Consider the following 21,733-nt stretch of genomic DNA (forward strand, 5'->3'; position numbering starts at 1 on the left):
GCCAGGGCGAGGTCCAGCGTGTCGGTGACGTCCTCGGCTCGCATGTTGGTGCACAGCTTCCAGGCGATGATGTAGCGCGAGAAGTCGTCGAGCACGGTCGACAGATACATCCAGCCCCACCCGATGCGTGGTCCCCATCGAGCCGCCGATGGCGAGGATCGCCGAGAGCGGCGCCTCGGCATCGGCCGCATGCGCCAGCCTGATCGCGCCTTCGATCATCACCGCCTGCGCCTTGCCTTCATGGCCCAGCGCCCGGACGGCGGCGATATCGGTGCCCGCCGCCGCCGCGATCGCCGGCGGGGCAATCTCCGCGCCCGCGATCGTCTCGCGGATGCTGGTGTCGAGATGAACGACCTCGACACCCTCGTTCTCGAGCATCGCCCGCAGGTAGCGGGCTTCCTCGGCCTTGGTGTCGAGCGTGCAGAGCAGCAGCACGCGAGCCTTCGATGCGGTCATGGCATCATATCCTGATCGGCGTGACGTGCGGCGAAGGGGGCATCGTCATTCGTCCCACGGCTCGATCTCGCCGGTCCCGACCTGGCTCGACACGCCGACCAGGAATCCGCCGGCGACGTCGATCGTGTCCGGGTAAAGAGCGTACATGCGCGCGGCGAGCGTCGCCGAGTCGCCGGCGACCTTGCTCTCGGCCTCGAACGTCTCGATGTAGCGGCGCGTCCAGTCCAGTGCCTCGCTGTCGTCGGTCAGGCCGGGCTTGGTATGCCCCGGGATGAGCCGTGCGGGCTGGAGCGCCTTCATCGCGTCGATCGCTTCGAGCCAAGCGTCATATTGCGGGCCGAGATGCTCGCCGAGCCAGGGGAAGACCAGGTTGAAGGCGACGTCGCCGGCAATCAGCGTGCGGCTGTCGGGATCCCATACCGTCGTCGCGTGGACATGGTCGCCCTGCATCGGTCCGAGCACCTGCAGCTTGTGCCCTTCGATCTTCAGCGTGCCGTCGGCGTCGATCGCGGTCGGCACCACCTGGCGGACCGGGGCGTTGGCGCCGAGCAGGGGGCTCCAGCGCTCGAACTTGATCGGCACCGATCGCGTCATGTCGGCGACCACGACCGGATGCGCGACCGCCCGAGCATCCGGGAATGCGTCCAGGATCACGTCCAGGCCGAAGAAATGGTCGGGATGATCGTGGGTGACGAAAATCGTCGTCAGCCGCTTTCCGCTGTCGAGTATCTCGGCGACCACGCGGTGCGCATCCGCGCGCGAGAACGGCGCATCGACCAGGATCGCCTCCTCCTTGCCCAGGATCAGCGTCATGTTGGCCGCCATGCTGGTGACCGAGGTGTTGAATACCTGATAGGTCAGCGCGGAAGTCTCGGTTGCCGGTGCTTCCGCCGGTGCCGGCTGGCTGATCGCAGTGTCGGTCATTCGCTGTGTCCTTTTACCGGTGGATCGGGTTTCAGTGCGCGGTCTGCCCGCCGTCGAGCACGGCGATCTGGCCGTTGGTGAACGACGCCGCGTCCGAGCAGAGGTGCAGGACGGTTCCGACGATCTCCTCCGGCTCGGCCGCACGCCCGATCGGACTCGCGGCGAAAAAGGCTTCGCGGAACGCGGGATCGTCCAGCCAGCGCCGGGTCATCGGGGTCGCGACCAGGCCCGGCGCGATGGCATTCACGCGAATGTTGTCGCGGGCATATTCGATCGCCGCCGCCTTGGTCAGTCCGACCACCGCATGTTTTGCGGCCACATAGGCGGACATGCCCGGATCAGCGATCACGCCGGCCACCGACGCGGTGTTGACGATCGCGCCGCCGCCGTGGCCGAGCATGTGGCGAATCTCGGCCTGCATCGCGTGGAATACGCCACCGACGTCGATCGCCATCACCCGCTCGAAATCGCTTCGCTCCACCTCGTGCAGCCGCGCGGTATCGGGCAGGATGCCGGCATTGTTGAACGCGCAATCCAGCCTGCCGAACGTCTCCACGCACTGCGCGACGAGTGCGCGCACCTGATCGCCGTCGCTGACATCCGTCGGGATCAGCTGTGCCCGCGCGCCGCCGCGGACGATCAGATCGACGGTTTCGGCGGCACGCGGATCGACATCGCCGATCGCGACCGCCGCACCCTCGGCGGCGAAGGCGAGGGCGGCGGCGCGCCCGATCCCGGTGGCCGCGCCGGTGATAAGCACCGTCTTGCCGGAAAACCGCATCAGAACGTCACTCCTAATTTGGCATTCCATTCCGCAGGCCGGCTGTAAGTGCCGTAGATCAGGCCGCCTCCCGGCTGGAACTGACCGGTCGTCAGATATCGCTGGTTGGCGACGTTGTTGCCGCCCGCCGTCAGCGACCAGCGATTGCCGGGCGCGCGATAGATGATCGATGGGTTGACGAGATGGACCGGATCGCGCCGCAGTTCCGGCGTGTTCTCGGTATTGTTGAACAGCGCCGAGGTATAGGTGTAGTCAACATTGGCGATCAACTGGCCGCCGTTATCCAGGTCGATCGTGTAGCGTGGACTGATGTTGACCTTCCAGTGTGGCGTCTTGGGCAGTCGATCTCCGGCGGTGGTGCCCGCGTCCAGCATCGATGCGTCGCCCTGCTGCTGCGGTGCAGAGTCGGCTTGCGACTGCTCGCCGGGCGATGTCGCCTGCTGGCCGACCGCGGCTGAGTTCCAGGGCAGCGCGATCGTCATCGCCGCAGACGAAACAAGGCAGTTCCTGGTCATCCTCGTCTCCCCAACATCATTCTTGTTGGCGACAGGCTAGGCTTGTTTCGCGGGATGCGTCTTTAACGGAACGGCAGGCGACTTGGACGATTGCGCACAATCCTATCTAAGCGAGCCCTTTGTGCGATATTCGCGCGGCGACACGCCGTAACGGCGCCGGAAACAGCGCGAGAAATATGCCGAGTCGGAGAAACCGCAATCAAAGGCGAGATCGGTGATCGATCGACCGGCGGGCTGATCGACGAGCAGTCGTGCGGCCCGCTCGAGCCGTTTCTGGAGGATAAAGCCGCTGGTGGTCGTGGCCAGGCGCTCGAAGACAGACTGTACCGATCGAGGGCTTACCCGGAGGGTCTGGGCGATCGTGGAGGTGCGCAGCGCCGGATCGCCGATGTGACCTCGGATGTGCTCGAGCACCACGCGCCGCAGATCGGCGGATGGACCGGCTGTCCAGTGATAATCGGCGCGACAGATCGACCGCAATGCGAGATCGAGTCCGACATGGCTGACGCAATCGCGCCAATCGGGGTCTTGCGCGCAATCGTCATACTGCGTCCACGCGGTGCGGAGGAAGGACAGCAGAATCTGCGATCGGTGCGTGTCGACCTTTCGACCGGCGAAGGATTCCAGATCGAAACTCGGTTCGCGATCGACGATCGCGGCAATCGGAAGCTCCAGGACGAACATTGCGTAAGAGGTTGGAAAATCGACGGTGTATCGCTCGTCGGGATCGCATAGCGCCCCGTCGCCGGGGTTCACCGTCGTACGACGTCCACATTGTTCGCTGATGCTGGAGCCGGTATCCTGCAGATGAAGAATGGCAGTACCCGAGCTGTGCCTCGGGCGGCCGTCAAGCCAGCGCGTCACCGTCGATGGCTGCGCCTTGACGCGAACCAGCCTCATGTCGTTGATGCTGCAACGCGATAATTCGCCTTCGAAATCGGCCGTGCACGTATCGACGACGCAACCGACGAACGTATCGCCGACGACGTCATTCCACTGGTGCAGCGCCGATGTGGACTGCGTGCCGAATTGCCCCGGCGATGATAGCGCTGCCGTCCTCATCCTGCCCTATCTGATTCCTCGATCGGGAATCATCCTTATTGTACGCTCTCATGACTGCCATCCGAGACGCTGGCCGAGTTTACCTTGTCGCTGGCCGCAATACCAGCGTTCGCATTGACCTTGGCGGGTGTGCCGCGGACGCCTGATCGACGACGATTGATCATGCTCTCATCCGCGGGTTGGTTACCGCACTACCCGTATCCGTCGCTGGGCCTATCCTCCGTCTAAGTTCGGGCGTCGGACGAACCTGCCCCACCGTACACCGTGGATTGCCCATCACAGTCGGGTGCCCGCGGCACGCCGGCCAAGGCTATGCAGTTGGTGCCCTGGCGCCTCCTCCTGGAATTGTTCTGTGTGGATCAGCCGGCTATCGCTGGCGACACTCGACTGGCGATGTCCCAGGCATAGCCGACCAATTCACGCGCGATCGCGGTGGTCACCTTGGGCTGGGGCTTTCCGGTGGCCGCCAGGCGACGGTAGCGCTGGCACAGGCGAACCTGCGCCTTCCACCCGATCGCTTGGATGTCCTCGGGCAAGTCGATGACCCGTTCACGGTAGTGTCGCTCCTCGCGAGCGGGCAGCCGATACGACCAGCCCGCCTCGATCAACATCGTCCGTGCTTGCGCGTTGCCCGCGTGGTTCGACTGCGCGGCGAAAAAGCGGAGCGCAAGCTGCCGACGCCGGCGCCGGCGTTTAGCGACTCGCTTGCCTATCTGACCGCCGTCGTCCGCGGACGGGTGCCGGCGACCGATACCGAACCCTCCTCGCTGGCGAACGCGCTGGTCGTGGCGCGCATCCTCGATGCTGCCCGGCGCTCCGCCGCGACATGCCGAACCGTTGTCCTCGATAAAAGCTGAACCCGCGATCGATCACGGGTTCATGCGGAAAATCGATATGGAATGCTCTGAATGACCCACATGCGGTCATTCACGGCACCCTTCCCGTTCCCCAATTTCGGACATCCATTCATCATCCGGGAACACGTCCTCTCGCTCCCGCTGATTGCCGCGCTAAATGGCGGACTGCGGGACAATTCCGCCATTGCAGGGTGATGGTTTGAACAAGACCCCTTGCCGGGAATCGCTAGTCGTCACAGCGCTGTTCGCAAATCGCCTTCTGATCCGGTGCGTCTGCCGCTACGTCTTCACTCATGAAGCATGAGCTCCCTTCCCCGTTCCATAGCGTGGGCCTCGCCATCGCGCGCGGTCGTGCGTGATGAACAGCGCGCCAATCTATCTCGACGGGTTTGCGACCCTGCCGCTGGCCCCGGAAGCGCGCGACGCGATGCTGAGCGTGTGGGAGCAGCCCGGCAATGCCGGCTCGCCCAATGCTTCGGGCGAGCGCGCCGCGCGCTTGATCGCCGAAGGCCGCGCCGATGTCGCCGCGCTGATCGGCGCCGCTCCGTCCGAGATCATCTTCACCGCTGGCGCCACTGAAGCCAATAATCTGGCGCTCCTTGGCGTAGCGCAGCGCGCCGCCGCGCAGTTTCCGGAGCGCCGCCGGATCATCGTCTCGGCGATCGAGCACAAGGCCGTGCTCGAACCCGCGCAGGTGCTGGCGGCTCAAGGCTTCGCGGTCGATATCGCCCGGGTCGACCAGAACGGCCGGCTCGCTCTCGACGCCTTCGCCGCACTGATGGGCGAGGATCTGCTGCTCGCCTCGATCATGTTGGTCAATAACGAGACCGGCACCATTCAACCCGTCGCCGAAGCCGCGGCGCTAGTCCATGCCGCCGGCGGCTTCATCCACAGCGATGCGGCGCAGGCGGCCGGCAAGATCCAAGTCGATGTGCTCGATCTCGACGTCGACTATCTCAGCCTCTCGGCCCACAAATGCTATGGGCCGATGGGGATCGGTGCACTTTATGTCGCCGCCCATGCGCCTAAGCCGATGCCGTTGATCCATGGCGGCGGCCAACAGGATGCGATGCGGCCCGGCACCGAGCCGGTGGCGCTGATCGCCGGGTTCGGCGCTGCCGCCAAAGCGGCGCGCACCGGCCTCGATAACGATCGCGGCCACGGCGACGTGATGATCGCCGCCTTGCTCGATGGCCTGGCCGAACGGCAGTTGCGGTACCGCCGGATCACCGGTGATGCGCCGGTCGTGCCCGGCAGCGCCGCGCTCCAGCTTGTCGGCGTCGATGCCGACCGGTTGTGCACGTTGGCGGCGCGCGAGATTTCGCTGTCGACCGGCTCGGCCTGCACATCGGGCCAGATAAAACAATCGCATGTGCTTGAGGCAATTGGATTTTCTGAAGGTGATGCGCGCCAGGTGGTCCGCATTTTCTGCCATCGCTACCTCGACGATGCCGTGATCGACCACGCAGCCGATCGCATTGTCGCCGCCGCGGACCGTTCTCGGCTTGCGGCTGGAGAGGTTCGCCAGTAGCGTTCCGCGCCATGCGGCGGGGTTCGAAAAAATTTGATTCGAGAGGGCAGTTTGCCGGTCATGAAACATTTCCGCTGCGCCTGCTATGGTTGAAAAAGGCATTTGATGCCGTCGGCGACGGTGCTGACACAAGAACATTCCAGGAACAAGCGGCAATCGCTCGATTTGGCGTGGGCCGCAACATGGCTGCGTCGATGCGCTACTGGGCGCTGGCGACCGGCTTCTTCACCGAACAGGATCGCGTGATCACGCCGACGGCGCTCGGCAAGACCGTGCTCGCCGATGACGGTCTCGACCCTTATCTCGAACAGGCGGCGACCATCTGGCTCGCGCATTGGCATGTCGCCTCGACGCCCGAGATGACGACGACGGCCTATTATGCCTTTAATCTCCTAAGCGCGATCGAGTTCGATCCGGCGATCCTGCTCGAGGAAATCTTCGCATTGGTCGAGGAGAATGGCTGGCGCGCAACCCGCGGCACGCTGAAGCGCGACATCGAGGTGTTCCTGCGCAGCTATGTCCGGCGCGGCGATGCGCTCAACGAAGATGCCGCCGAGCCGTTGCTGGCTGAGCTGTCGATCATTCGCGAGGCGCGGCTTGGCGGCTGGTATGAGTTCGTGCGCGGCCCCAAACCAAGCCTCAGCGATGCGGTGTTCGCTTATGCGCTCGGCGACTTCTGGGCGCGCAGCGGCCATGCGACGACGCTGACCGCCGAACAGATTTGCTATGCGCCGGGCTCGCCTGGCCGCGTGTTCAAGCTCGACGAGGACAGCGTCATCACCCGGCTGATGCGGCTCGACGATCTGACCGACGATGCGTGGAAATGGGTCGATACCGCCGGCCTGCGCCAGATCCAGCGCGTTGCGGAGTTCAATCCGCTGACCACCCTGCCCCTCGCCTATCCGCGTCCGGTGCCCTTGGAGGCAGCGGCATGACCAAGCTCTCCGCGATCGTCACGATCGACCGGCGCTTCGCGCGCTCGGCGCGGCTCGATGCCGATTTGAATGGCACGCCGCCGCTGGTCGGCTATGTCATGCAGGCGAGCATCGCCAAGGCGCTGAAGACATTGGGCGACAGCCAGTGCGACAGCCACCAGGGCGCGTTCACCTGGACCGGTCCCTATGGTGGCGGCAAATCGAGCGCGGCGCTGCTGCTCGCCAATCTCGTCGCGGGCACCAAGGGCAACCGCAAGATTGCGCGCGACATTGCCGGCGAGGCGCTGAGCCGCCTCTACACCGAAGCCTTTCCCGAGCCGAATGGCCGCTGGAAGGTGGTCGCGGTCACCGGCAGCCGGCAACGGCTGCGCGATGCGATCATCGAAGCAGCGACGATCGCGCTCGACTGGAGTTCGGCCGAGGTCGCCGCGCACAGTGTCAGCGATGACAGACTGATTTCGGCGCTGATCGCCGGCGGCGAAACCGCGTCGAGCGGCACGCTGCTGATTCTCGACGAACTTGGCAAGCTGCTCGAGCATGAAGCGCTCGAGGGCGGCGATGTGCATCTGCTGCAGGATCTCGCCGAACATGCGACCCGTAGCAAGGGCCGGCTGGTCGTCATCGGCATCCTGCACCAGTCCTTCGAGCAATATGCCGCCCGCGCCGCGCGCGACGCACGCCAGGAATGGGCCAAGGTCCAGGGTCGTTTCCACGACATCGCGTTCCTGTCTGGCACCGACGAAACCGTTGCGCTGCTTGGAAAGGCGATTTCGGCGGAGCATCCGCCGGCGGCCGAAGAGGTTGCCCGAACGGTCGCGGACGAGGTCGCCAAGCGGCGGCCGACCGATACGCATATCCTCGCTCGCGCGCTCGCTGACACCTGGCCGCTCAATCCGGTGACTGCGCTGCTGCTGGGGCCGGTCTCGCGCGCGCGCTTCGCGCAGAATGAACGCAGCGTCTTCGGCTTCCTGAGTTCGGCCGAACCGTCGGGCTTCCAGGATTTCCTCGTCCATGCCGACGAGGCCGGCGCGACCTATGATCCCGCGATGCTGTGGGACTATCTCGCCGCCAATTTCGGCATGGCGCTCGCCGGCGGCAGCGACGGCAGCCGGTTCAGCCTCGCCTATGAAGCGATCGAGCGCGCGGGCGCCAAGGGCGATGGCATTCATGTCGCGTTGACCAAGGCGGCAGCGGTGATCGAGTTCTTCCGCAACGGCTCGGGCGTGACGCTCGCCGATGAGTTTCTGATCGCCTCGGTGCCGAACGCGCCGGAGAAAGGGGTGCGCGCGGCGATCAAGGATCTGCTCGACTGGGCGGTGCTGATCCGCCAGCCGCGGCTTGGCGGCTATGCGCTGTTCGCGGGCAGCGACTTCGACCTCGACGAAGCGATCGGGCGCGCCGAGATGCCGGTCGACAATTTCCAGCTCGAGGGCATCCCCAATCGAGTCGGGTTCGGCTTCGCGACCGCCAAACGCCATTATTTCCTGACCGGGGCGCTGCGTACGTTCGAGATCGCGCTGCAGGTGGTGTCGCCCGAGGACACAACCGAATCGCTGGTCGCGCGTATCGACGCTCGCCCGCAGCGGGGCAGCGGTCTGCTGCTGCTGTTCCTCGCCGATGGCAGCTTGCCGCGCCAGGCGATGGAGGCGCTCGCCAAGAGCGTGGCCAAGGCGCTCAAGGCGAGCGGCCGGGTCATCGCGATCGGCAGCGCCAGCGAGAGCTTCGCACTGCGCAGCGCCGCTGCCGAACTGCTGGCGGTCGAACGCGTCTTCCGCGAACATCCGCAGCTTGAAGGCGACCGGATTGCCCGGCGCGAGATCGCCGCTCGCCAGTCACGCTGCATCGACGAACTGCACCGCAAATTGGAAGCCGCGCTCGAAGGTGCCAAATGGTATTTGGCCCCTGCCCCGAAGCGCGCGCACAGCGAGCCGCTAGCGATCATCGCGAGCGCGCTCGCCGATGCCGGCTATGCCAAGGCGCCGATCCTCAAGAGCGAATTGCTCCAGCGCGACAAGCCGTCCTCCAATTCGATGGCGGCGCTGCGCGATCTTGCTCATGCGATGGTCCATGCCGGTGGGCAGGAACAGCTCGGCATGACGCAATATCCGGCCGAGCTCGGTCTCTATCTAACCGTCATCAAGCCATTTGGTCTTCACCGTGAGGTCGAGCCCGGCCGCTACGCCTTCATGGGACCGGACGAGAGCCGCGTCGGTCAGTCGCTCCAGCCGGCTTGGGACGTGCTCGATGCCGCCGGCGACGAGCCGCTCGACCAGATCTATGCGCGTTGGGCAGCCCCGCCCTATGGCATCAAGGCCGGGGTCATGCCGGCGATAGCGCTCGCCTATATGCTCGCCAAAGCCGACACCGTGGCGATCTATATTGACGGCATCTATCAGACCGCGATCGACGATGTGGTGGTCGACAAGCTGATTCAGAAGCCGGGCAGCTTCCGGCTGCGCAAGATCGATCGCTCGGTGCGTGAACTCGCTTTCTTGAGCGGTCTTGGCAAATTGCTCGAAATCGAGGACAGCAATGCATCGCTGCCGATCGCCGCGGCGCTGTTCCAGCGCTTTGAGGCCTTGCCCAATTTCGCGAAGCGCACCCAGCGGATGGATGCCCAGGCGCGCACAATTCGCAGCGTCGTCACCAAGTCCGACGACCCGGAAAAGCTGCTGTTCGACGATCTGCCCGATGCGCTTGGCGAGGCACTGACCCCCGAAGCGATCCACCAGGCGATCCTCGAGGCTGAAGCCAGCTATCCCGAACTGCTCGCCGAAGTCCGTCTGGCGCTCGGCCGCGCGCTCGGCATCGACCCCAATGATTTCGGCGGGATCACCGAACGGACGGCCGCAATCAAGGGCCTGACCAACGACTATAATTTCGATGCCTTTGCCGATCGCGCCGCTGCGATTGAACAGGGCAATGGCGATATCGAGAGCCTGGTCAGCGTGCTCCTGCACCGTCCGGCGCGCAACTGGTCCGATCGTGACCGCGAGGAAGCGCTGACCGAGATCGCACGCTACGGCCGTCGCTTCCGGGAACTCGAGGCGCTTGCGGTCGTGCGCGACCGCAAATCGCATACTGAGGCGCTGGCGCTGGTCGTCGGGCTCGACCCCAAGGCCCCGCCGCTGATGCGCAGCTTCGTCCTCAACGACCAGGAAAAGGCCGCTGCCGCCGGCATGGCCGACCGACTAGTCGCCGCCTTGCAGGCCGATGACAAGACCGGTCGCCTGCAGCTCGCAGCACTCGCGCGCGCGGTGGCGATGCTCGCCGCCGAGCATGAAGATGAGGCCGAAGCGGCATGACCAATGAACGCCATATCCTTGGCATTTCGGGAGGCCGCGATAGCGCGTCGCTTGCCGTGTACATGCGCCAGCATCATCCGCGGCTGCCGCTCGAATATTTCTTCACCGATACGGGCAAGGAGCTGCCCGAGGTCTATAGCTTCCTCGACAAGCTCGAGGGCTTTCTTGGCAAGCCGATCCAGCGCCTGAACCCCGATCGCGACTTCGACTTCTGGCTCGACGAATATGGCAATTTCCTGCCGTCGCCGCGCACGCGCTGGTGCACCAGACAGCTCAAATTACGCCCGCTCGAACATTGGCTGAAGGCCGACCTCGAAGCCGGCACGGTCATTCACAGCTATGTCGCGATCCGCGCCGACGAGCCGAGCCGCGAAGGCTATCAGGCGACCCATCCCAATATGCGCGTGCATTTCCCGCTGCGCGATGCCGGGATCGACCGTGCCGGCGTGCTCGAGATTCTTGAACAATCCGATGTCGGCGAGCCGGACTATTATAAGTGGCGCTCGCGCTCGGGCTGCACCTTCTGCTTCTACCAGCAGAAGATCGAATGGGTCCGCCTGTCCGAGAACCACCCCGACCGCTTCGCCGAGGCCGTCGACTATGAGAAGACCGCACTCAAGGACGGCTCGCCGTTTACCTGGAGCCAGGGCGAAAGCCTGACCGAGCTGATCGCGCCCGACCGGGTCAGCCAGATCAAGGCCGACTATGAGAAGCGCCGCGATCGGCTGCGCAGGAATCGCCGGGTCAATCCACTCTCGGCCAACACCGCCGAGACGATCGACGATGTCTATGGCATCGACGAGGGATCAAGCAGCTGCGTCATTTGCCATAAATGATGCGGTAACCTCAGCCAACGATGGCAGCATCGATCTGGTTGGCAAATGCGGTGCCATCTGCTGGCCTTAAATCCGATCGATGATGAAGCGCTCGGAAGATTGGCTCGAACAGAGCGTCAGGGCCACGCCAGTCGTCGCGCGAGAGGACGCCCGTGGGATGGCTCCGGTTGACCACGAACCAAAAGACCGATGCCAACTGGAAAACATCAGACGCAGCATCGATGGCGTCATCACGCCCAATGCTTCGATTGTTGGCTTCTGGGGACATCCAGAATCGTGGCCCCACCACCTCCCAATCGGGCGTCATTCGTTCCTCTGGCGGGAGCCCGACCATGTCGCATAAGCCGTAGTCGCTCAGTACCCAGCGGTCGCCCACAACCAGAATATTGTCCGGCTTTATGTCTCGATGGATCGCCTTCGTGTGAAGCTCGCCGAGCCCTTCCGCTAAACCACGAAACTGCGCGAGGAAAATCTCCTTTGGCACGTCGGCGCGTTTGACGAGATCAGTCAGAGCTTCTGTTGCCAGGATCATCACAATAAACGGGACCGATTTCTCGCCACCGCCTCGGCCGCGCTGGCGACGCAGTTCTCCGACTACTTCTCCGCAGTCCTGATATACGATCAGATGCTCGTGCTTCAGGTCAGCAAGCAGCGCGCGTTCACGCGCGAAGCGGGTGCGACGATGCTGACGCAAATCCAATAAGAATTTAATCGCATATTCGGTGCCGTCATTTAGGTCGACACAGCGGTGGACAACACCATTACCGCCAGCTGCGATACGATCACCTATCTCATAGAGCCGCCCCGAGTCAGCCCTAATCTCGTCTGGAATGACGATAGTTTCTCGCGGCGGCTGATCACCGCGCCCTGCAAACAGCTCCGCCATGTCAGGCCGCTTCACCGCAGCCAACGACGCGCCAGCAGGCGTTCGAAAGCTGGAACACCGTTGCGTCTGAACGCCAGTCGAGTGCGAGCTCGTGCTCACCATGTTCGTTGAAAGGCTTACCGCAAGCTACACAATGCTCGAATAATTTGCCATCGGCGCTGTGATCAAGTTGCGTGGCCATGAATTCGAGTACTTCGTGGACCGGCTGGTCGGGCCGGCGCGCGCGATAGGTGCCGGACATGATCCCCATTAAAAAATTCTTGCGCCATGATCGGCTAGCCACCGTGTTGGCCTGGGAGACGCATTTGATCGCGTATTCGCTGAGAACATCGATCTCCGACTCTGGGGCGATGTTTTCATCCAGTATCCGCAGGTCGCCGCGCAGCGGGTCGAGATCCTGCCCATCCAATTTATGGCCGCTCTTCTGGAACTCGTGGATTGTCAGAAAAAGCGAATAAAAATCGGATTTCTGCTTGAACCGGGTCTTCGACAGGACGAGCTTCCCAGCCACGAAGATCTTCTGAAAGTCAGCGAGGACCGCATCGAACTCCGCGCGGACATCCTTTTCTGCCGCCTTATCCCACTCCGCATAGCGAGAATAGAAATAGTCGAGATCGCCCTTTTTGTCTTGCGGGCCCTCAAGCATTCCAGCGAGGATTTCCGAGACAAATTCTACGTCGCCCATGCGACGACGCTGGGCAACAGTGAATATCCGGGTCTCATCCAAATACTCGTTGAGCGAAAGCTCGGTCGCCAAATCCAAAAAGCGCCCAGGATAATCCGCTCTGCGCAGCTCCTGCTTGTTCAGGGGTAACGAGTATTTGTTGACGCGGGAATAGACCTCCCGGACCTCAGCCTCGGTGAACCCGACCGCTTCGTTGTAGTCGATCTTGTATTGAAGGATGCTGTCTTGGACATCGTCAGGCAGCTGGAGACCCGCAAAAACCGGTAGTGTTTGGGCGGCTATGATGATTCATTGATGGGGCGCGATCACGGAGGCCAGCCATGGATCCCAAGTCCCTGTTCAGTTTGAGCGATCATCTTGAGGCCTTGAGCAAGGAGGGCGATCCGCTCGAGGTTTTGCAGGAGGCGGTGGATTTCGAGTATTTCCGGACGTGGCTGGTCGAAGGGCTTGGTTATGGCGATGGTAGCAAAGGCGGCCGCCCACCCTTCGATCCGGTGATGATGTTCAAGGCGCTGATCCTGCAGGCGCAGCATAATCTGTCAGACGCACGGATGGAGTTCATGATCCGCGATCGGCTGAGTTGGCTGCGGTTTCTGGGGCTGTCGCTCGGGGATCGCACGCCGGACGAGAACACGATCCGACATTTTCGCAATCGTCTGACCGTGACAGGAACGCTCAAGCGGGTGATGAAGGCCTTTGACTGGCAACTCCAGAAGAAGGGCTACATTCCGATGTCGGGGCAGATCGTGGACGCCTCGCTGGTGCCTGCGCCAAGACAGCGGAACACTGAGGGCGAACGCGAAGCGATCAAGTCGGGCAAGAGCGCCCGAGATATCTGGCCGGACGAGCCGAACAAGGCAGCACAGAAGGATACCGACGCCCGTTGGACGCTCAAGGTCGGCGGGAAAGTCCGGTATCGGGCGGATGGAACGCCGCTCCCCATGATCGCACTGCCGGTCTTCGGCTACAAATCCCACATCAGCATCGACCGTCGCTTCGGCTTCATTCGAGGCATGGCGGTGACTTCGGCGTCAGCGGCGGACGGGCGTCTTCTCCGGCAGGTCGTCAGCACGGACAATACCAGTTCCGAGGTCTGGGCTGACAGCGCCTATCGCTCACAGCGCAACGAGAAGTGGTTGTCGGATCAGATGCTCACCTCCCGCATTCATCGGCGCAAACCCATGGGCAAGCCCATGTCGAAGGCAACCGCGCGGGCCAACGCTTCCAAATCTTCGATCCGGGCCCATGTCGAACATGTCTTCGCCCATCAGAAGACCAGGTTCGGGCTGTTCATCCGCACGATCGGGCTGGCCCGTGCCGAGGCGAAGCTGACCCTTTGCAACCTAGCCTACAACTTCAACAGGCTGATCTTCCATGAACGCCGGGAATGCAGGGGCTGAATCTGCCTGCAAACCGGCAAACCGGCGAACTCGACGCCGGGCATCACGGAAATCGGTTTGAATGCTGCTCTGTTCTGGGCCCGGCGATGTCGGCGCTATCAACCCCGGTCCCTTCAACGCGATCTACCGGTTTTTGCGGGTCTCCAGCTCGGAGAACTTTAGCCCCTCGTGAGCGCCTTGATAGGGTTCATCCAACGCAAACTCATCACGTAAAAAGGCGAGAATCGCCGAAATACGCTGTTGGCCATCGATGACTTGTCGGTGGGTATGGCCGTTTCTGACCTCGTTCCACAGGAACATCTTAGGCATCGGTACTTCACGCAGGATTGTGTCGATGAGCATGATCCGCGCCGCAGGATTCCAAACCTCTTTGCGCTGAAAGGAAGGACGAAGCTCGAGCCGCCCAAGGTCGTTCCAATCTCGAAGATCCGAGATAGGGTGGGGACTGGAATTCCACTTGGCCACGATGGCTGGTCCTCTTCAAAATGCTTTAGGCCTGATCACCAGCGATGATTGCGTCCACCACCGCGTCGATGTCGTCGTCCGACAGGAACGGCGCCTGCGCGTAGATGATCGCCGGCTCGCCGCTCAATCGCGCGGCGAGATGCCCTAGCCCGAGCAACTGTTCGGCACCCTTTACGCCAAGCGCGATTTCCGATGTGCCGACGCTCGCAACCTTGAGGATCAGGCGATTGCCGAGATTGTCGCGCAGCTGCATCGGCATGACATTGGCATCGGGCCGCTGGGCTGCGAAGATCAGGTGCATGCCCGCCGCGCGCGCCTTGACCCCGAGCCGCGAGACGTTGGATGTCACCGCTGACTTATAGTCGTCGGTCAGCATCCATTCGGCGAACTCGTCATGGACAAGGAATACATAGGGTAGACGCTCCGACGCCGCGACCTTGGTGTTGAACGCGCGGATGTCGCGCGCGCCATGGATGCGGAACAGCTCGTAGCGCCGCTCCATCTCGGCAACGAGGCCTTCCATCACCTCGACCGCGCGGGTCTGGTCGACGATCACCCCGCCCTGGAGATGCGGCAGCCTCTCGACCGCTGCGTAATCGACCCCCATCTTGGGGTCGATGAGATAGATATGCGCGAGATTGCTGGGATTGGTGGCGGCGATATCGAGCAATAGTGCCTGGATCAGCACCGATTTGCCCGAACCGGTCGCGCCCGCGACCAGCGTATGCGGTTCGTGCTGCTGTCCGCCGGCGAAGGGACCGCCAAGGTTGAGATAGAGGATATCGCCGTCGAGTTCCTTCAGCCCGAGCAGAAACGAGGCGTTTACACCGGCGGCGTTGCGGTTGATCTCGCGGCGCGCCCAGACATCCCAGAGCGACACGATCTGCCGCTGCGGGCGGGCAACCCCGACAACGATCTCGCCGGGAAGCGGCGAAACCGAAATCAGCCGCAGGCCATGGGTGGTGAGCAGTGCCGACTGACGCGCCTCGATGTCCTCGACGCGCAGCCGGTCCGATCCCATGAAGCGGATCAGCGCGGCATTGGGGGTGAGCCGCGTGCCGGTGATCTTGGCCTGGAGATTATAGCCGAGCAGCGCCGAACGCAGTTTCTGCGCGGTCGCATCGAGCCAGTTCTGCGCTTCGGCCGATTCCTCATGCGCCTTTTCGGCGCGGGCCTGGATCAGGGCGTCGATCGAGAGACCTGCCCTTGCCGCAACGACCGGCGCTACCGGCGTTGCCACTGACGCGGGGGCGGCCGGAACGGGCGGCGGCGGGGTGACCGGCGCGGCTGCCGTACCCGTAGGTGGATTATCATCCGGAGCGATCGCAGGCTCGACCGGCGCAGCGCTCACCCCTGCCCCATCGCCATTGCCTGCTGGCGGCGATGGGTCAGGCATCACGGCGCCGCCATCGGTCGGTGGGGTAGCATTCGCTGCATCCGGCGGTGCGGCGGGCTCATCATCAGAACCCTCTGCTACGCCGCCGCCAGTGGGACTGGGCGTCGGCGCCGGCTCGCCGACGGTGATGCCGCCTTCGGGATCGCCCTCGTCGTCATCCTCGTCATAGTCATGGACGATCGGCTTGGCGGTGGCGGCCGGCGTCGCATCGAACCCGATCGACTTGGTCCATTCGACGCGCGGTGCTGGCGCGCTGAAATGCGGCGTATCCCAGCTACGGTCCTCGCCAAGACTCTCGCGCACGACAGCCAGCGGTGTCCGTGCTTCATAGGCCTTCAGCAGCTGGCGCAGTCCCTCGCGGGAGAAGGTCTCCTGCAGGCCGCCCTGGATGCCGGGCAATGCGTCCTGTTCGCCCGCATTGCTGCCATCGCCGGCCGGGCCGGAGATGAAGATATGCGAATAGCCGCGCAGGTCGATCGGTACGGCGCCGCGTCGGATGCCGTCGCGCACCCGCTCGAGCAAATTGGGCTGGCCCAAAGCGGCCGTGCCGTCGAGCAACAGATCGGCGATGCGCGACAGCCAGAGATCGCGGTCGAGACGGCCAGGATCGCCGAACAGGGCGTCATCGATCCGCGCGACGGTCTGGCGGAGCTGGCTGCGCGACTTGCGACTGGCTTCGGCCGCCCCCGACTGGTCAACATATTTGGCTTCGGTGACGATCGCGCGCAGCTGCGGCTCGCCCTCGGCATCGGTTGAAAGGCTGAGCCCGAGGATGTCGGCGATGCCTTGCTCTTTCTGGCCGAGCCACTCGGCATAATCGTCGAGCAGGAACCAGGCGACCGCGGCGCTGCTGCCCATTTCCTCGGCAATCAGCGCGCGGCTGAGCACGAGCCCGATGAGTTCGCCAGCGGAAACGCCGCGCTTGGCTGCGCGCAGCACGATATCGCCCGAGATCGCGTTGGCGTCCTCGATCATCCGTTTGGCGAGCGCGCCGAGCCGCGCGTCGTCGAGCCCGAGCGACAATTCGGTCAGGCGGCGCAGGACCAGCACATGGAGGATGCGTAGTTCGGAGGTCGAGGAGACCACCATGTTGCGGCCATGGGTGCGCTGCCGGCGATAGCGGATGACATTGATGCCCTGCGCGGCGAGCTGGCGCTTGTCGAGCAGGTCGTCATAGGTCGCGACCCATTCGGCAAGGCCATGGACCTCCTCGAACATCGCCTTCAATCCGCCATCCTGGAACGAGATCTGGCGCGCGGGCAGATAATGTTCGTCGGCGCCGTGCGACTGGCGGCGCACGATATTGGCGACGGCATCGACATAGGCCCAGCCGGCATCGGGCTGGCGCGGACAGGTTAGGTAGCTGGTCGCCTTGAGCTCGTCCTCGGAGGTCACGCGGCGATAGGACCAGCGCGCGGGGACATGTTCGAGCAGGGTCGGATTGTCGCTGATCGCAGGCACCGGAAACCATTGTTCGCGCGCCTGACGCGAGACGGCATCGTGCAGGAAAGCGACATCGATTTCGCGGGTGCCGCCGCCGGTGGTGGTGCCGGCGTCGAGCATCACGCCGATGCGCAGCTTGGACATGAAATTTCGCGAGGTTTCGCTCACGACGACGGCGTCTGGATCGCCTTCGGAGCGTTCGAGCAACTCGGTGTAGACCCGCGAGAGCCGCGAGCGGTCGCGGTGCCGCACCAGCACATTGCAATGCACCTCGTCCTGGTCCTGCACCGAGCCGAGCGCATTGACGGTGGCGAGCGGGAGCCCGGCCGCGTCGCAATTGTAGAGCATGATCGACAGGTTCGAGCGCTCATGCGGCTGCAGGTCGAGATAGCGTTCGAGCAAGGACCGGATCTGCCGCGCCGCTTCGGCTGGATCGACATCGGTGGTCGCCTCGGACGGATCGCGCACCGGCCGTTCAAGCAGGCTATAGTCATTTACCGTGCTGGTCTCGGCGAGGAGCACCGCCTCGCTGCCGTCATAGCCGACCGCGATTTCGGGAAACAGCGGATGGGCGAGCTCGTCGCGCAGATCGGCGAAGAACAGGCGCGAATCCCCGAAATTCACATCGACATCGGAGAGCAAATAGTCAGCGAGTCCCGCGACCGAGCGCATCTTGGCGGCGCTGGCGGCAAGGCGCAGCGGATGCCAGGGCGCGACGATCGCCGATGGCGCGCCGCCGAGCACGGTGACGGTGCCGACGCTCAGCAGAGGCTCCCACAGATCGCGGCGATTGAGGTCGCCGACCGCATGGGCCGCGAGCGTCGAGAGCAGCGCGCCATAGGCCTCGGCCTGCGCGATCAGCGTGCCCGAGGCATAGCCCGAGCTTTGCAGCGCAGTCAGCGCATCGGTGTAAAGCGTAGCGAAAGCGGACCAGCTCGCCTCGATCGCGGCGAAGCCGGCGGCATCGATGCGGCCGCCGTTGCGCGCGGCCTTGAGCGCCTTGGGGAAGAGCTTGGCGATATCCTCGCCGGCGTTGGTGCGTGGGACCAGGGTGCCGGCATCCTGACCGAAGGCAGGTTGCAAAGTGCCGACATCGACGAGCGACACCGATTGCAGCGCGCCTTTGCGGCTGACCGGCAGGCGCGCGACATTGCTCCGCACGAACGGTCGCTTGAGCAGCCGGCCGACATCCTTGGGCAATTCGAGGCCGATGACACCGGGTTGCCCGGTCCAGACCAATTGCACGGTAGCGCGTTCGCCGCCGACGCTCAGCGCGATATCGAACTTGATCTGGATCGCGCCGCGCGCGGTGGACTCGTTGCGGCGGTATTTCTTCTGCCGCGCCTTGGCGCGGTCGAGCAGCTCTTCATATGCGAAGAGATGGGGCACGTCCCAGTCGACCGACGGACCGATCAGATCCTTGAGGCCGCGATAGCGCAGGCCGAAGGCCAGGCCGACATCGGCATTGAGATCGAGCCACTGGTTGCGGCTGCGGCGCGCCGACTTGATGGTGAGCTTGCGCGTGCCGCCGAGCAGATTGACCTGCCCGAACAGCCGCTCGATCGCCCGCAACAGGCCTTCGAGAAAATCGGTGCATTCGATCGGGCGGCCGAAGATGAACCGCTCCCATTTAACACGCAGCGATTTGTCCTGGGCGAGATCGTCGCGATGCGCCTCGAAAAAGTCGCGATCGTCGTCGCGAGTTTCCTTGAGCGAACGGCCCTTGAGCACGATCAGATATTCGTCATCGGCCGCGCTCAGCCGGTCGGGCAAGGTGAACTCGAAGAAGTTGATCGTCTCCTGCGCGAAGGAGGTCTTCTTCAATTTGATGCCCGAGAAGAGCTGGAGAACGCTCTCCCCTTCCCATTCGAACGCGGCGAGCGCTTCGGCTTCGGGTCCCCAGCCCGGCGCTGTATCAATGAAGGCGTCGATCGCCGGATGAACTTCAGCCGGAATGTCCTCACGCACTTCGTCGAACTGGCTGCGCAGCTCTTCGCTCTCAATGATCTGGCGGTTGGGCCGCTGCTTCATCAGGAGCGGCTTGCGGTCGGAAACCAGTTTCTCGAACAGCTTCTTCCAGCGGCGCGGCTGTTCGCGGTCCTTGTCGCCAAGGCCCATGAAATAGCCGCTGTCGCGTGGCAGACGCAGCGCCGGCAAGGCCCAGCCAAGCGCCGCGGCGACCGGCACGGCGTCGGTTTCGATACGCTCGCGCGTCATCGCGACATAGGTGCCGATCTGATGGAGCGTCCAGTCGTCGGCGCTGTTGAGACCGCGCAGCGCCGCCTTCCATGCCGCGATCTGGGTATCGACGAGACCAAGCCCAGCAACTGCGGCGTCGACCCAGGTATCGGGCTCTTCCGTCAGCTGCTTGGCGCCGATCAGCGTGACGTCGCCGAGCGAGGCGCCCTGATCATCATCGGTATTGGCGATGAGCATCGCCGGCCGGTCGCAGGCGAGGTTGCGGACACGCACGGTGCGCTCGTCGGTGATGACCGTCTCGGGCAAGCCGAACGGCGCGACGAGGTCGCGCGGCAGCGCGATCATCAACTTGGCCGCGGTCGCGCCATCGGCGAGCAGCGCGCGGGTGATCGCGGCGACCTGTTCGCCGGTCAACCGGTCGAGCAGATAGCGTGCGAGTTCATCCTCGGGGGTGAGGCTTTCCAGACGCAGGCGAATGGAGGTCGCGCCGGCGGCGCCGATCAGATCGGAAGGAGTCACGCGGCTTGGGCTCGCTGGAACGGGTTTTCGACATAAGCGCAGCTGTCGGACAGGCGCTTCAACAGACCGAGGCTGGCGAGCCGTTCTTCCAAACGGTGTGCATTGTCGGAGAAGTCTTCCTGATCGGCGGTGCCGGCATCGATGAACGGCCGGGCCTGCGCGTCGCCGATGACGAAGCCATAGCGCTCATGAAGCAGCACCAGGAAATCCTTGAATTCGAGCCGCTCTCCGACACAGGCGATGACCAGCGTCTTGAGCAAACGATCGGTCGGCGCATAGCGCACGCGCCGGCTCGAGCGCCGCGAGGCCAGCCCGATCGCGCGCGACCAGGTCATGTGGATCTTGCCGACATGCTGTTTGTGGCGAACCGTCGCGCGGTCGACCAGCGCGTCGACAAAATCCTGCGGGTCGGTCGAGAGCTCGTCATCGTCGCCGTCGGGCCAGCCGAACTCGCGCTTGAGGATGTCGATTGCATTGAACGTCGGATCGTCCGACGCCAGCGCCTCGGTCCACGCATCGGTCGCGGTGACGCGGCGCACGAAATGCTCGATCGCTTGCTGCGGCAGCATGTTGTTGTGCTGATAGCTGTCGGCCGAGAGGTCGCGTACCACCGATTTGCGCGGCGAGACGATCTCGCAGACGAGGCTGATCGGCGGCCGGTCGAGCAGCTCGCGCGCGCGGTCGATCTGATAGAGGATGAGATTGAGCCCGGTCATGGTGACGAGATGCGGGATCGCGTCATGCGCCGGGATCGGCAGGTTGAGGATTGCGAGCCAGTCGGCGGCAAGCCGGTCGAAGATCGGATGGCTCGAACAGGGCAGATAGGCGCCGGCGCGTTCGGCCTTGGCGAGCTGCCGCTCGCCCTGCAGAGCATGCGCCATGCTGTCATAGGGCGCCGGGCTTTCCAGAAAGCGCGTGACAAGCAGGTTGCGCAGCGCATCGGCGTGCTGACTGCGGCTGAGCATGAGATAGAGGAGTTCGCCCGAGCGCGCGAAGAAGCGGCGATCGTTCGAGACACTGCCGCTTGGCTTCACATTGACGTCTTCGTAGAGCGCGTGCGGACCGAACGGGAACACGAATTTCGAACTCCAGCGCTTGTTGCTGGCGCCCTCGATCGCCGAACCCTGGAGGAAGCTCAGTACCGCCGCGAAGTCGTCGAAGCTCTCGAACCGGTCGCGCAAATAGGCGAAGTTGCGATCCTCGATCCCGCCGGCGGTGTCGGCCATTTTCTCGAGCCAGCTGGCCCAGGCCGCCTCGTCCGATCGGGCTTCGGCGCGCACCGTCATCACATGCGGATTGTTGAAGACGAGATTGCGCAGGCGCAGCTGGAGCTGCGGCTTGTAGGAGAGGCTGTTGAGCCGCTCCTCCCTGAGCGCCCGTCCCTCGCGATGTTCGGCGAGCAGCACGGTCATGAACTCGAGGAAGATCAGCCACGGCGCCTGTTCGTCGTGCAGGCGGTGGCCCCAGATCGCTTCGTCGATCCAGAAGGCGGGACCGGCGCGGTCCTCGAACTCGGTGGGGCGGGCAAGGATTTCCAT

General features: G+C 63.9%; 15 protein-coding genes and 3 pseudogenes. 6 read left to right on the top strand and 12 right to left on the bottom strand.

The features are described 5' to 3' along the window. From PX554_RS26740 to PX554_RS25190, 7 genes and pseudogenes are all read right to left on the bottom strand, one after another. Positions 1-125: pseudogene (locus PX554_RS26740) on the bottom strand (DDE-type integrase/transposase/recombinase); the annotation flags it as partial. Positions 126-138: 13 nt separating this feature from the next. Next, positions 139-456 (bottom strand): annotated as a pseudogene (locus PX554_RS25165) (Tm-1-like ATP-binding domain-containing protein); the annotation flags it as partial. A gap of 45 nt (positions 457-501) precedes the next feature. Further along, positions 502-1,380 carry an MBL fold metallo-hydrolase gene (locus tag PX554_RS25170; RefSeq protein WP_275504881.1) on the bottom strand — a complete coding sequence of 293 codons (879 nt, stop codon included), beginning with the start codon at positions 1,378-1,380 and terminating at the stop codon, positions 502-504. Positions 1,381-1,411: 31 nt separating this feature from the next. After that, complete coding sequence (locus PX554_RS25175) at positions 1,412-2,161, bottom strand: SDR family NAD(P)-dependent oxidoreductase (RefSeq protein WP_275504882.1); 750 nt, start codon at positions 2,159-2,161, stop codon at positions 1,412-1,414. Next, positions 2,161-2,643, bottom strand: a complete 483-nt coding sequence (locus tag PX554_RS25180; protein WP_275504883.1) for a TonB-dependent receptor — start codon at positions 2,641-2,643, stop codon at positions 2,161-2,163. Before PX554_RS25180 ends, PX554_RS25175 begins: the two co-directional genes overlap by 1 nt. Before the next feature lie 135 nt (positions 2,644-2,778). Next, positions 2,779-3,738 carry a helix-turn-helix domain-containing protein gene (locus tag PX554_RS25185; RefSeq protein ID WP_275504884.1) on the bottom strand — a complete coding sequence of 320 codons (960 nt, stop codon included), beginning with the start codon at positions 3,736-3,738 and terminating at the stop codon, positions 2,779-2,781. 359 nt (positions 3,739-4,097) lie between these two features. After that, positions 4,098-4,373, bottom strand: a pseudogene (locus tag PX554_RS25190) (IS110 family transposase); the annotation flags it as partial. Here PX554_RS25190 and PX554_RS25195 point away from each other — a divergent pair. The 5 genes from PX554_RS25195 (at position 4,374) to PX554_RS25215 (ending at position 11,202) form a co-directional block, all read left to right on the top strand. Next, on the top strand, positions 4,374-4,595 hold the full coding sequence (locus tag PX554_RS25195; RefSeq protein ID WP_275504886.1) for a hypothetical protein: 222 nt from the start codon (positions 4,374-4,376) through the stop codon (positions 4,593-4,595). A 358-nt stretch (positions 4,596-4,953) separates the two neighbouring features. Beyond that, positions 4,954-6,126, top strand: coding sequence for a cysteine desulfurase family protein (locus PX554_RS25200; protein WP_275504887.1), 1,173 nt, complete (start codon positions 4,954-4,956; stop codon positions 6,124-6,126). An 11-nt stretch (positions 6,127-6,137) separates the two neighbouring features. Beyond that, on the top strand, positions 6,138-7,061 hold the full coding sequence (locus tag PX554_RS25205; RefSeq protein WP_275504888.1) for a DUF4007 family protein: 924 nt from the start codon (positions 6,138-6,140) through the stop codon (positions 7,059-7,061). Further along, entirely contained in the window at positions 7,058-10,366 is a 3,309-nt protein-coding gene (locus PX554_RS25210) for a hypothetical protein (RefSeq protein ID WP_275504889.1), read from the top strand. The genes PX554_RS25205 and PX554_RS25210 overlap by 4 nt, the downstream gene beginning before the upstream one ends. Continuing rightward, a complete protein-coding gene (locus PX554_RS25215) occupies positions 10,363-11,202 on the top strand; it encodes a phosphoadenosine phosphosulfate reductase family protein (protein ID WP_275504890.1) in 840 nt (279 codons plus the stop codon). Before PX554_RS25210 ends, PX554_RS25215 begins: the two co-directional genes overlap by 4 nt. Positions 11,203-11,212: 10 nt before the next feature. Here the strand turns inward: PX554_RS25215 and PX554_RS25220 are convergent, their stop codons facing one another. Together PX554_RS25220 and PX554_RS25225 are read right to left on the bottom strand one after the other, a co-directional pair. Next, positions 11,213-12,088, bottom strand: coding sequence for a protein kinase domain-containing protein (locus PX554_RS25220; protein ID WP_275504891.1), 876 nt, complete (start codon positions 12,086-12,088; stop codon positions 11,213-11,215). 1 nt (position 12,089) lies between these two features. Then, positions 12,090-12,845, bottom strand: coding sequence for a hypothetical protein (locus tag PX554_RS25225; protein WP_275504892.1), 756 nt, complete (start codon positions 12,843-12,845; stop codon positions 12,090-12,092). Between the two features lie 248 nt (positions 12,846-13,093). On the opposite strand from PX554_RS25225, the gene PX554_RS25230 reads away from it, so the two are divergent. Then, positions 13,094-14,173, top strand: coding sequence for an IS5 family transposase (locus PX554_RS25230; RefSeq protein ID WP_275504893.1), 1,080 nt, complete (start codon positions 13,094-13,096; stop codon positions 14,171-14,173). Positions 14,174-14,296: 123 nt separating this feature from the next. Here PX554_RS25230 and PX554_RS25235 read toward each other — a convergent pair whose 3' ends face one another. Genes PX554_RS25235 through PX554_RS25245 form a run of 3 tightly spaced genes read right to left on the bottom strand, consistent with a single transcriptional unit; the run spans position 14,297 to position 21,733 of the window. After that, on the bottom strand, positions 14,297-14,638 hold the full coding sequence (locus tag PX554_RS25235; protein WP_275504894.1) for a DUF262 domain-containing protein: 342 nt from the start codon (positions 14,636-14,638) through the stop codon (positions 14,297-14,299). A 25-nt stretch (positions 14,639-14,663) separates the two neighbouring features. Beyond that, positions 14,664-20,195, bottom strand: coding sequence for an FtsK/SpoIIIE domain-containing protein (locus PX554_RS25240; protein WP_275504895.1), 5,532 nt, complete (start codon positions 20,193-20,195; stop codon positions 14,664-14,666). Beyond that, positions 20,192-21,733, bottom strand: a complete 1,542-nt coding sequence (locus PX554_RS25245) for a methylation-associated defense system protein MAD7 family protein (RefSeq protein WP_275504896.1) — start codon at positions 21,731-21,733, stop codon at positions 20,192-20,194. The genes PX554_RS25240 and PX554_RS25245 overlap by 4 nt, the downstream gene beginning before the upstream one ends.

This window comes from Sphingomonas pollutisoli, assembly GCF_029167165.1.
In the GTDB taxonomy this organism is placed as follows: Bacteria; Pseudomonadota; Alphaproteobacteria; order Sphingomonadales; family Sphingomonadaceae; genus Sphingomonas; species Sphingomonas pollutisoli.

Bases quoted from the DNA above. Each gene is read 5' to 3' on its own strand.
- PX554_RS25170 (WP_275504881.1), bottom strand. From the start codon at position 1,380: ATGACCGACACTGCGATCAGCCAGCCGGCACCGGCGGAAGCACCGGCA.
- PX554_RS25175 (WP_275504882.1), bottom strand. From the start codon at position 2,161: ATGCGGTTTTCCGGCAAGACGGTGCTTATCACCGGCGCGGCCACCGGG.
- PX554_RS25180 (WP_275504883.1), bottom strand. From the start codon at position 2,643: ATGACGATCGCGCTGCCCTGGAACTCAGCCGCGGTCGGCCAGCAGGCG.
- PX554_RS25185 (WP_275504884.1), bottom strand. From the start codon at position 3,738: ATGAGGACGGCAGCGCTATCATCGCCGGGGCAATTCGGCACGCAGTCC.
- PX554_RS25200 (WP_275504887.1), top strand. From the start codon at position 4,954: ATGAACAGCGCGCCAATCTATCTCGACGGGTTTGCGACCCTGCCGCTG.
- PX554_RS25205 (WP_275504888.1), top strand. From the start codon at position 6,138: ATGCGGCGGGGTTCGAAAAAATTTGATTCGAGAGGGCAGTTTGCCGGT.
- PX554_RS25210 (WP_275504889.1), top strand. From the start codon at position 7,058: ATGACCAAGCTCTCCGCGATCGTCACGATCGACCGGCGCTTCGCGCGC.
- PX554_RS25215 (WP_275504890.1), top strand. From the start codon at position 10,363: ATGACCAATGAACGCCATATCCTTGGCATTTCGGGAGGCCGCGATAGC.
- PX554_RS25220 (WP_275504891.1), bottom strand. From the start codon at position 12,088: ATGGCGGAGCTGTTTGCAGGGCGCGGTGATCAGCCGCCGCGAGAAACT.
- PX554_RS25230 (WP_275504893.1), top strand. From the start codon at position 13,094: ATGGATCCCAAGTCCCTGTTCAGTTTGAGCGATCATCTTGAGGCCTTG.
- PX554_RS25245 (WP_275504896.1), bottom strand. From the start codon at position 21,733: ATGGAAATCCTTGCCCGCCCCACCGAGTTCGAGGACCGCGCCGGTCCC.